This is a genomic window from Bifidobacterium castoris (genome assembly GCF_003952025.1).
Classification (GTDB): Bacteria; Actinomycetota; Actinomycetes; order Actinomycetales; family Bifidobacteriaceae; genus Bifidobacterium; species Bifidobacterium castoris.
In genome coordinates this window covers 24,887-36,214 of record NZ_QXGI01000011.1, presented here as the reverse complement: position 1 = coordinate 36,214, position 11,328 = coordinate 24,887, and the positions used below count along the sequence as shown (strand labels likewise).

Below are 11,328 nucleotides of genomic sequence, written 5' to 3'. Positions count from 1 at the left end.
CTGGAACGGATTCTTAAGGAGGACACAGATGGCCTATGTGATTGCCCAGCCCTGCGTGGATGTCAAGGACAAGGCGTGCGTCGACGAATGTCCGGTCGACTGCATCTACGAAGGCAAGCGTTCGCTGTACATCAACCCGAACGAATGCGTTGACTGTGGCGCCTGCGAACCGGTCTGCCCGACCGAGGCGATCTTCTACGAGGACGATCTGCCGGCGCAGTGGGAGTGGTACAAGGACGCGGCGATCGAGTTCTTCGCCGAAGTGGGCGACCTCGGTGGTGCGCAGGCCGCCGGCCCGATCGGCAAGGACCCGAAGCGCGTCGCCGAACTGCCGCCGCAGAACGCCGCATGATCATCGCGTGATCGTTGTGTACGATCTGCATCGGATGGCCCGTGCATGCTCCCCGTCGGAGCGCGCACGGGCCATCCGCGTTGTTGCCAGGCTTGTGAGCGTGTCCCATAGCGCGTATGTGTACGCGGCGTCTGACGCCGGAGCGTCCCGGACCGCGTGCGCATGCGCGGCGCATGACATTGCGGCGCGCTGTGGCGTCTCGGCGCGCGTATGGATGCGCGGTGCGTGACGGCTGGGCGTGGTGCTGCGGGCCGCACCGCGTATGGATACGCAGTGCGTGACGATAGTGCATGCTGTGGCATCCCGGACCGCGTACGGATGCGCGGTGTGTGACAGTGGGTATGACGCTGTGGACCGCGTAGCGTATGGATGCGCGGTGCGCGACGGTAGAACGTACCGGTGTGTTCTGGACCGCGTGCGCATGCGCAGCTTAGGACGCTAAGGGTCGTTGGAACGTCCCCGTGCAGCGTACGTATGCGTGGCGCGTGACATGGGGGTATGGTGTGGGGTCCGGTCGGGCGTATGGATGCGCGGCGTGTGACGCCGAGACGTGGTGCTGTGGACCGGATTGCGCACGCATGCGCAGTATGTGACGGCGGGGCGTACCGGACTGCGTATGGATACGCGGCGCGCGACGGTTGGGCGCGTCGGAGCGTCCTGGACTGCGTATGGATGCGCAGTATGTGACGGCGGAGCCGGGTGCTGCGGACCACACTGCGTACGCGTGCGCGACGCGGGACGCTAAGGGGCGTCGGAGCGTCCCGGATTGCGTGCGCATGCGCGGCGCATGACGTCGGTCAATGCGGGAAACGATAATCGTCAGCAGTAGTCGGACCCTCGAACAGGAACAGTGCAGCGGATCCATGCACATGCATCGAACCGAGCATGCATCGTGCGGACAACGTGCAGACAAGACAGCAAGACAGAAGGAGCGTGTGAGATGGGATTCCATGATTTTTCGTCGCCGTACGACTGGTCGCGCATCGCGCAGTACAAGGAACACGCGCGTGCGTTCGCCGGAGGCATGGTCGACCTGTCGATCGGCTCGCCGGTGGACGACGTGCCCGAGGCCGTTCGCGTCGCGCTCGCCGACGCCGCGAACGCCGCGAATGCCTACGGATATCCGGCGACGGTCGGCACCGCAGAGCTGCGGGCCGCGCTGCACGAATGGTTCCGCGACTGCCGCGACGTCGAACTCGCGCAAATCGGCGCCGACATCGTACCGACGGTCGGCTCGAAGGAAGCGGTCGCGATGATGGCTTCACTGCTGCGTTTCGGTCCCGGCGACGTCGTCGTCCAGCCGCGTGTGTCCTATCCGACCTACGAAATTGGCACGCAGGTCGCCGGCGCCACCGTGCTCAAAGTGGACGACGTCGCCGATGTCGCATCGTGGAAGGACGTCCCCGGCGTCAAGGCCGTGTGGGTCAACTCGCCGAACAACCCGACCGGCGCGACGCTCGACGCGGCACAGCTGCGACGCATCGTGCAGGCGGCGCGCGCGATCAACGCCGTCGTGCTGTCCGACGAATGCTACGCGATGATGATGTGGAACGAAGACAACGACGGCGACGGCATGCTCGAACAAGACCTCGAGGGGGCGCCGTGCGCACTGCGCGCCGACGTGTGCGACGGCGATGCGCGGGGCGTGCTCGTGCTGTATTCGCTGAGCAAACAATCGAACATGGCCGGCTACCGCACGGCATGCATCGCCGGGGATGCGGTGATCGTGCACGACATGACGAACCTGCGCAAGCAGCTCGGCCTCATCGTCCCCGGCCCCGTGCAGGCGGCGATGACCGCCGGATTGCGCGCGACGGACGAGGTGCGTCTGCAGCACAACCGCTACCATGTGCGGCTCGAAGCGCTCGTCGGAGGACTGCGCGCCTACGGATACGACGCGTCGATGCCGCAGGGCGCGCTCTACGTGTGGGTGAAGGCGAAATCCGGCGACTGCTGGCAGGACATGGAGGATCTCGCGTCGATCGGCATCATCGCGAGCCCCGGCGAGTTCTACGGCGACGGCGCCTATCTTCGTTTCTCGGCGACGGTGGACGACGAGGCCGTCGTAGCGGCCGTCGGACGACTGCGCGCTGCCGCCGCGATCGGCGAGTGACGACCATGTGACGACTGCGCGCCGCTGGGCGTGCAGCGATGGTTGCGGCCCCGGCTCCGGCGTGGCGGTCGCGCGCAGTCGTCATCGCGCAGCCGTCGCCGTGTTACGGTCTGCGCATGGATCGCGCATATGCGTCCGCATGCGCGCACGGATTGTTCAGATGCCGAGCTGCGCGCTGCCGGAGCCGAAACGACCGCGGATCGCGTCGAGCGCCTCCTCGGCGCCGCGCAGCCGCGTCTGCGTCGTCGAACCATGATCGTCGTCGCCGCTTTCGGCGAGCATATCCTCGAGCGTCGGCTGGATGACCGTCTTCGCGCGCTCGCTCAGGCCACTCACCGACATGCCGGCGAGGCGGATCGAGCGCGGCAGCCGCGCCGGCGTCGCGTCGACGGGAACGCCAAGCATCGCGCGCAGCAGCCTGAGCGTCACCGGCAGCAGCGCGCTCGCGGCGTCGGTCGGCTGTTCGATCGTCAACGATTTCGTCGTGATGCTCAGATCGGGGAACCGCAGTTTCACGGTGACGGTGCGTGCGACGAGACCTTTGCGGCGCAGCGTCGATGCGACGTCGTCGCAGCAGCGTCGCAGCAGCCCGCACACGCTCGCCGCGTCGCTCACGTCCTGCGGGAACGTGTGCTCGGCGCCGATCGACTTCTCCGGCGCATGCGTGACGATCGGCCGTGCATCAAGGCCGCGCGCCGCGTTGTAGAGGCGTTCGGCGGTGACGTGCGAACCCGTGATGCCTTCGAGCAACGGCAGATCGAGTTCGGCGAGCGCGCGCACCGAATCGACGCCATGCTCACCCAGTCTGCGTTCGAGCGCGGGGCCCAGGCCGGGGATGCCGCGCAGCGGCATCATCTGCACGAACTCGGCCTGACGGGCGATCGGGATGAGCAGCATGCCGTCCGGCTTCGCGTTCGTCGACGCCATCTTCGCGACGAGTTTGTTCGACGCGACGCCGACCGAGCAGGTGATGCCGTGACGCGCGCGGACCTGCTCGCGCAGCCACGCGCCGATGCGCAGCGGGGAACCCCATTCGAGCAGCGCGCCGGCGACGTCCATATAGCATTCGTCGACCGAGACCTGCTCGATCTGGTCGGTCACATGGCTGAAGATCGTGCTGAAGATGTCGCGCGAGACTTGGCTGTAGTAGTGGTGGTCGACGGGAAGGAAGACGCCGCCGGGGCACAGCTGATGGGCGCGCGACGCCGGCATCGCCGAGTTGATGCCGTATTTGCGCGCCTCGTAGTTCGCCGCCGATACGACGGCGCGGTTGCCGGTGCCGATGATGACCGGTCGCCCTGCGAGTTCGGGATGCCGTGCGATCTCAAGCGACGCGAAGAACGCGTCCATGTCGATATGCAGCACCGTGCAGCCGCGTTCATCGTGGCCCCAGTCGCGCTTGGCGGCTGCGATGCGTGGTGCTGTGCTCATATGCCATATTCTAGTGGAACATTTGTTCGAATGGAAGCCGGTGAGGGGCATGGCGGTTTGACTCGTCGATGTGCGCGACGTCTTGTCCCGCAGACGGGCCGGTTTGCGGGTGAGTTCGTCGGCCGGCCGGGTGGACCGGACCGTAACGGGCTGATCTGTCGACCGGAGCGACGGACCGAGATGCGACAGGGCCGGCTTGCGGGTGGGCTTGTCGACCTGGCCGACGGATCGGGACGCGGCCGTCCTGGTTCTCGGGTGGGTTCGTTGGCTTGTTCGACGGATCGGGACGCAAATGGGCTGGCTTGTGAGTCGGCTCGCCCGGTGGGACGGTTCCGGGCGAGCCGGCTCATGGCCGAGCGGCTCGCAAAAGAGACTGTTGCCGAATGGAGGTGCTGGATGATGCACCGGAGCGGATCGCAACGGTGTCCGTTCGCGAATGAGCCCGGTGATTCCTGCGATGGAATGGTTCGCAAGGGGGGCCGATTCCCGAACGGAGCTGCCGGCCTATGCGGCCGGGCGGATCGCAGTTGGCCTTGTTGGCGAACGGCTGCGGTGATCCGTGCGGCGGAGTGGATCAATTCGACTTTGGTGCGGACGGGGATGGAAAACTCCGAGGAGAAGAGACACGCAACGGGATGGCGATTTGTGCTGGTCGGGGATGGCTGCTATGCTTACAACCTGTTGCGCTTGTGAAGCGTGACGTGGAGTCATGCCTGAGTGGCCGAAAGGGGCACCCTGCTAAGGTGTTAGTCGCGTTAGCGGCTCGAGGGTTCGAATCCCTCTGACTCCGCCAGCTCAAGCCGGAATCGCATTGCGTTTCCGGCTTTTCGCTGTCTCATCGGCGCGCGTGGGTCATGTAGGGCCATGGACGTGAATATGCATTCGGTCAGCCGGTCTGGCGACGTGGTGTGCTGGCGCTGAAACGAGGGGTTGATGGAAAAAGAGCGAAGCCGCGGTACGCCTTTGTCCACAGCCTCGATTCGTTACTGTAATATGTTCTGCAAATCCTTGCAAATCATGAAGCGTTTTCATGGACAGTTTCATGAGACGACTGCGCTGGAAGCTGCTCGAATGCCCATGGACGTACCTATTAGCCGACTTCTCTCTGACATGTCGTTTGCCGTCGATCCCATGCCGTCTCCCGTTCCGGACCACGGCAGGTCTGTCCGATGACAAGCTGCCTTGCGGACCGTTTTGCCGGATTGGCGTCCTGCGGATCCGTTCGATGAACAGGCCCGCAGGGCGGTCGGGGATGCCGGCGGTGTCCCGACTCGCTCCGGTCCGGCCTGTCGATTCCGTCGACGAACCGACCCGCAGACCGACTCGGTCGCGAGACGACCCATCGCCGCGGGCGATGAACCGTACCGCTTCGGATCGTTCCATAGAACCAACCTGCTGAACCAGCCCGCAGAGCGTCCAATGCACGGCGAAAACAGAGGCGGCGCTACAGTGGAACCCATGACGGAACACATCGAACCCACGGAAGCGACTGCTGCCGCGCAAGGCGCGTCGGCGCCCACATGCAAGCCCGAGCCGACAGCCGATCCATCCACTCCATCCACTCCGGCCAATGCAGCCAATCCGCCCCTCTCAGGATCTGCGCCTACCGTTGCATCGACTACCGCATCGACTACCGCATCGACTACCGCCACCGTACCGACACCCGCCGCGCACTCCGACCTCCCGCTTGTGGCGGTGCCTTGCGTGTTCGAGGACATGGTCGCCCCGCTCAAGGCGGCGCTGCCGATGCTCGACGGCATCGCCCGGGTGCGCATGTTCGAGGACCACACGCTCGACGAGGACACGTTCCTGACGCGGGCCGAAGGCGCCGAAGCCGTCATTGTCATCGGCGTGCACATCTCCGACGACATGCTGCGCCGTCTTGCGAAGACGGTGCGCTGCCTCGCATTCGGGGGCACCGGCGTCGCCAGCTACGTCAACTTCGATCTGGCGCGCGAGCTCGGCGTGCGCATCTGCAACGTGCGCCACTATGGCGATGCGGCCGTCGCCGAATTCACCTTCGCGTTGATTCTTGAACTCGCGCGTCGCGTCGGCGACCTCGACCGTGAACTGCGCGCCGGCGACTGGAACGGCATGAGCAGCATCGAACTCGCCGGCAAGACGCTCGCGATCGTCGGTTTCGGCGGCATCGGCCAGACGGTCGCGCGCATCGCCCACGGCTTCGGCATGCAAGTGACCGTCTGGGATTCGGGGCGCGGCTCGCGCGAACGCTACACAGAGCATGATGTGACGCCGATCGCGGACATGAAGGCGTTGTTCGCCGGCGCCGACGTCGTCTCGATCCATATGCCGCTCGTCGACGGCACGCGCGGCATGATCGGCGACGCCGAACTCGACGCGCTGCGACCGGGCACGATGCTCATCAACACGGCGCGCGCCGAGATCATCGCCCCCGGCGCGCTCGTCCGCCGCCTCGAACGCGGCGACATCCCGGCGGCGCTCGACGTCTACTACCAGGAGCCGCTGCCGATGGACAGCCCGCTGCTCGCGATCGACGGCCTCGTGCTCACGCCGCACGTCGCATGGCGTTCCGACGGCGCGAACCGCAACCTGACGAGGCAGTGCGTCGAGGATATCGTCGCGTATTGCACCGGCGGCAAGAAGAACGTCGTCGTCGATCCGGAGACGGCATGATGCGCACGATCCTCAACGCCGCCGCCGAGCCGGCGCATGACGCTTTCGTCGAGAAGAAATCCGAGTTCATCGGCGACGCATGCCACGTCGACGACCTCGGCGAGGCGCTCGCGTTCGTCGAGCGGATCCGCGAGACGCATCCGAAATCGCGGCACGTCGCATACGCGGCGATCGTCACCGACGAGACCGGCCGCGTCATGGAACGGATGAGCGACGACGGCGAACCGTCGGGCACCGCCGGCAAGCCGATCCTCGATGTGCTGCGCGCGAACGAGCTGACCGACTGCGCCGTCGCCGTCACCCGGTACTTCGGCGGCATCCTGCTCGGTTCGGGCGGCCTGATCCGTGCGTATTCGACCGGCGCCTCGCTCGCCGTGAAGGCGGCGCGCAAGGCGAGCATCGTGCAATGCAGGCGGTATCTCGTCCGCCTCGACTACGCGCAGCTCGGCGCCTTCCAGCAGCTGCTCGCGCTCGTCGATGGCGCGCAGCTCGACGCCGCCTTCACCGACCACGTCGAGATCGAATGCGCGGTGCCGGCCGACATGGAGCACCGATTCGCCGACCGCGTGCGCGAGACCTTCAACGCGAACGTCGTGCCGGAACCGCTCGGACTGGTCGCGCGGCCCGTCGAGGAACGGTAGTCGGCGCATGCCCGCCGATGGTCGAGAGGACGTCCGACGCGCCGCGCCGATGATGCGGACGATGCCGGCGAGGGCGAGCGGGAGCCGCGTGCGGACGGCGTCAGCGCGGCATATGCGCGACGCGCGGCGACACGCGTGCCGATCGCGCTCGCGGCGCTCGCGGCGCGCGTCTCGCGCATACGGGCGTTGCTAGAGTGGACGGGCATGCGCATGCGGCCGTATGCGCATATGGCGGACTGATTCGGACGGACAGAGGTGGAACGATGACCGATGAGACGATGACTGGCGAAACGACGGGCGCCGATGACGTCGATGCGCCGATGACGAACGATCAGCCTGCGGCGGCCTCGCGGACGGTTGCCGTGGACGCGACGGATGCCGTGGACGCGGACGTGCAGATAGGTGCTGCGGATGCGACGGATGCCGTGGACGAGATGGGTGACACGAACGCGCATGCGCAGACGATTGCGGCAAGCGAGATGAATGCCGAGGACGTCGATGCGCAGCCGAACGTGGCGAATGCATCCGTGCGGACGGACGCCGATGCCGACGGTGACGCAACGGACGGCGTCGATGCAACCGAGGCAACCGATACGCCCCACGTCGAGCCGCTGACGACGACCTACGAACGGCTGCGGCATTCGACGGACGCGGCTGAACTGCATGAATTCGCGCGCCGTCCGTTGCCCGACCGCGGCGAGCAGGCGGCGTTCTCACGCGCGACGGCGTTGCTCGAGGCCGTCGCCGGTAATCCGCATACGCCCGAGGAGGACCGCGTGTTCCTCGCGAGCACGATGCCGTTCCCGAACGTGCTCGTCAAGCTGTCCGAGGACCCGTCGGCGGTGGTGCGCCAGGCGGTCGCCGCGAACATCGACGACAAGAACTGGCTCGTCGGCAGGCTTACGAAGGACGATACGCCCGCGGTGCGCGACGAGGCGCTGCGCAACAAGCGCACGTCGTGGAAGATGCGTCTCGAGGGCGCGCAGGATCCGGAGATGGACGTCGACACGCTCGATTTCCTCTCCCGCCTCGGCGCGGAGCTCGAGCCGGATGCGAACGTTGTATTGTCGTCGATGGTACGCCGTGCTGTAGCGCTTAACCCGAACGCGTCACAGGAGATCCTTGAAAGACTGAGCGCCGATTCGAGTGACGAGGTCGTGCATGCCGCGCGCCGGCGCCTCGGCCAATGAATCCGCGTTCTGTGGCAAAACTGTGGGGAATGCGCGCGTCGCGGTGTTTTGACAACGTTTGTTGCCCTACACTAGGAAGTTATGGCAGAGCAAATGGAAGAAAGCCCGGAGCGCCTCGCACGGCCCCTCGTGCGTCTGGCGTCCATGATGGGCGTTGCAACTAGTTACACCGGTCTGTCGCGCGATTTCCATGAGATCTCCGACGAGACGCTCGTCGCGATCCTTGGTGCGCTCGGCATCGACGCGACCTCCGACGAGGCGATCGAGAAGGCGATCGCCGACATCACGCGTGAGCGCCACCTGCGTCTCATCGACCCGACCGTGCTGCACACGGTCGGCAAGGAGACGCATGTCACGCTGCGCACCGGCATCACCGAGCCGGCGCAGGTCACGCTGATCCTCGAGAACGGCGAGCGTTTCGAAGGCGAGCTCAGGCTCAACGCGATGCCGGAAGCCAAGGTGCGTGAGATCGACGGCAAGTTCATCGCCGAATCCGATCTGATCATCCCCGCCGAGCTTCCGGTCGGCTACCACACGCTGCACGTCGAAAGCGGCGAACGTTCCGAGAACGCGACGCTCATCAGCGCGCCGGAACGCATCGAAATGCTCGACCCGATGAAGAACGGCGCGCTGTGGGGTTGGATGGCCCAGCTGTATTCGATCCGTTCGGCCGATTCGTGGGGTGTCGGCGACTACACCGACCTGCGCACGCTGCTCACCGACGGCAAGCGCTATACGGACGCCGATTTCCTGCTCGTCAACCCGCTGCACGCCGCCGAGCCGGTCGTGCCGCTCACGCCGTCGCCGTACCTGCCGGTGTCGCGCCGCTTCGTGAACTTCACGTACATCCGCCCGGAGGACATCCCCGAGTTCAATCTGATCGACGGCGAGGCGAAGGGCCGTATCCGCGCCGCGCATGAGAAGGTCGAGCGCTTCAACAACGACGCGCAGCTCATCGACCGCGACGCGATGTGGCTCGAGAAGAAGCCGGCGCTGCGCGAGATCTTCGACGCGGGCCTGTCCCAGGAACGCCAGCGCGAGTTCGACGAGTACAAGGCCCGCTGCGGCGAGGACCTCGAGGCCTACGCCACCTGGTGCCTGTGCTATGAGCTGTGGGGCGCTCCGGAGGACAAGCCGGACAGCTGGATCCACAAGATGGACAAGCAGTCGCCGGAGGTCATCGCGCTGCGCGAGCGGCATGCCGACACGCTTGAGTTCTACCGTTGGCTCGAGTGGACGGCGACGCAGCAGCTGCACCTCGCCCAGGAGGCGGCTCGCACCGCCGGCATGAAGATCGGCATCATGTCCGACATGGCCGTGGGCGTGCATCCGCTCGGCTCCGAAGTGTGGTGGAACCCGGAGCGCTTCGCGAAGGGCGCCACCGTCGGCGCGCCGCCGGACATGTTCAACCAGCAGGGTCAGAACTGGAGCCAGCCGCCGCTCAGCCCGCTCGCGCTCAAGAACACCGGATACCTGTCCTACCGTGAGATGGTGCGCGGCATGTTCGACTGTGCCGGCGCCGTGCGCATCGACCACATCCTCGGCCTGTTCCGTCTGTGGTGGATCCCGGAGGGCCACACGGCCGTCGATGGCACCTACGTCTACTACGACCACGACGTCATGCTCGGCATCCTCGCGATCGAGGCGAGCCGCGTCGGCGGCATCGTCGTCGGCGAGGACCTCGGCGTCGTGCCCGATTACGTGCAGAAGTCGCTGTCCGACCACGGCATCCTCGGATGCGCCGTCGAATGGTTCGAGCAGATGGACGGCGTCTTCACGCCGCCGAAGCATTGGCGTCCGTACGCGCTCGCGTCGGTCAACACGCACGACCTGCCGCCGGCGGCAGGCTACCTCGAGTACGAGCACGTCAAGATCCGCGAACGTCTCGGCCTGCTCGAGGAGGGCGCAGAGGCCTTCGAGGCAAGCGCCCGCGCAGAGCACAACGCGATGCTGCAGATGCTCACCGATCAGGGCTATCTGGATTCGTCGGCGCTGCAGGACGAGGCCGCGCACGAGACCGAGATCGTCGAGGCGCTGTACCGCGGCCTCAAGGGCTCGCCGTGCAAGCTGCTCGCCGCGTCCATCGTCGACGCCGTCGGCGAGAAGCGCGCGCAGAACCAGCCGGGCACCGACAACGAGTACCCGAACTGGCGCGTTCCGCTCGCTGACGCGGACGGCAACGCGGTCATGCTCGAGGACCTGTTCCGCGGCGACCTGCTGCAGAGCATCACGAAGATTATGAACAGCTGAAGCTGACGCGCTGTTCCGCGTTCCTTGTTCTCCGCAAAGCCCGACGCACACGATGTGCGTCGGGCTTTGCTATGCCTAAGGTCCGGTATTGCTCCAACACGACAAAGGCTTTGCCCGGTGGCGTCTTCTCGGCGTGAACCACCTTGGCCCCGCCTGCCAATTCCGCATTGCGGTACGGTGGGAGGACCCGTAGCGTACCGCAATGCGAGGATGGAGCCTGTGTCATCCCCGCCGCCCGTGCACATACCGCAACGTCAGCGGTGGCGGTGACCATGTCCGCAACCATTGCCTGCGTGCACGAAGGCGTCCGCGTATGGCGGCGGTGTCCTCATCGATTCGTTCGCGCGGCGCGCCGTCGGAGCATTGATGAATCTCCATATGCATCGAATCCAGTGACAGCCTCCTGCATATCGGATATCTCCAGACGATGTTCATCAGTCTCCGACGGCAGGTGTCTATAAATGAGTGTGGGAAAAGGAAACTCGTGCATTCAAAGTATATTAATTTGTCGACCATTATTAATAATTGTCGCGTTGTGCGGAATAGTGATATCTACCATGATGCCCTTCTTTTGTAGATTGCGTCCTCTGTGCCTTGTCATGTTTTAGGGAGCCATGTTTCCGCGAAAAGCGGCGATTGATGGGCGGGCAAACATGCTCGGGGTTTGTGTGCTACGAACTCTTGGCATACACTTGG

The 11,328-nt window shown here is 65.5% G+C and carries 7 protein-coding genes and 1 tRNA gene; 7 read left to right on the top strand and 1 reads right to left on the bottom strand.

What is annotated here, in order from left to right; translation table 11 throughout:
* The first annotated feature begins 28 nt into the window (after positions 1–28).
* Both fdxA and dapC read left to right on the top strand, forming a co-directional pair.
* Complete coding sequence (fdxA, locus tag D2E22_RS09655; RefSeq protein ID WP_126032871.1) at positions 29–352, top strand: ferredoxin; 324 nt, start codon at positions 29–31, stop codon at positions 350–352.
* A gap of 940 nt (positions 353–1,292) precedes the next feature.
* Entirely contained in the window at positions 1,293–2,465 is a 1,173-nt protein-coding gene (gene dapC / locus D2E22_RS09650) for a succinyldiaminopimelate transaminase (protein WP_126032870.1), read from the top strand.
* Between the two features lie 156 nt (positions 2,466–2,621).
* Here the strand turns inward: dapC and dinB are convergent, their stop codons facing one another.
* The gene (dinB, locus tag D2E22_RS09645) at positions 2,622–3,896 is read right to left on the bottom strand and encodes a DNA polymerase IV (protein ID WP_126032869.1); all 1,275 of its coding nucleotides are present in this window, start codon (positions 3,894–3,896) and stop codon (positions 2,622–2,624) included.
* 703 nt (positions 3,897–4,599) lie between these two features.
* Here dinB and D2E22_RS09640 point away from each other — a divergent pair.
* The 5 genes from D2E22_RS09640 to malQ all read left to right on the top strand — a co-directional run bounded on the left by D2E22_RS09640 (position 4,600) and on the right by malQ (position 10,632).
* Positions 4,600–4,689, top strand: a tRNA-Ser gene (locus D2E22_RS09640).
* Between the two features lie 902 nt (positions 4,690–5,591).
* The gene (locus D2E22_RS09635) at positions 5,592–6,551 is read left to right on the top strand and encodes a D-2-hydroxyacid dehydrogenase family protein (protein WP_420897257.1); all 960 of its coding nucleotides are present in this window, start codon (positions 5,592–5,594) and stop codon (positions 6,549–6,551) included.
* Complete coding sequence (locus tag D2E22_RS09630) at positions 6,551–7,192, top strand: IMPACT family protein (RefSeq protein ID WP_126032887.1); 642 nt, start codon at positions 6,551–6,553, stop codon at positions 7,190–7,192. Before D2E22_RS09635 ends, D2E22_RS09630 begins: the two co-directional genes overlap by 1 nt.
* Before the next feature lie 479 nt (positions 7,193–7,671).
* The gene (locus D2E22_RS09620; RefSeq protein ID WP_126032886.1) at positions 7,672–8,382 is read left to right on the top strand and encodes an AbrB family transcriptional regulator; all 711 of its coding nucleotides are present in this window, start codon (positions 7,672–7,674) and stop codon (positions 8,380–8,382) included.
* A gap of 81 nt (positions 8,383–8,463) precedes the next feature.
* Positions 8,464–10,632, top strand: a complete 2,169-nt coding sequence (gene malQ / locus D2E22_RS09615) for a 4-alpha-glucanotransferase (protein ID WP_126032868.1) — start codon at positions 8,464–8,466, stop codon at positions 10,630–10,632.
* Positions 10,633–11,328: the final 696 nt, after the last annotated feature.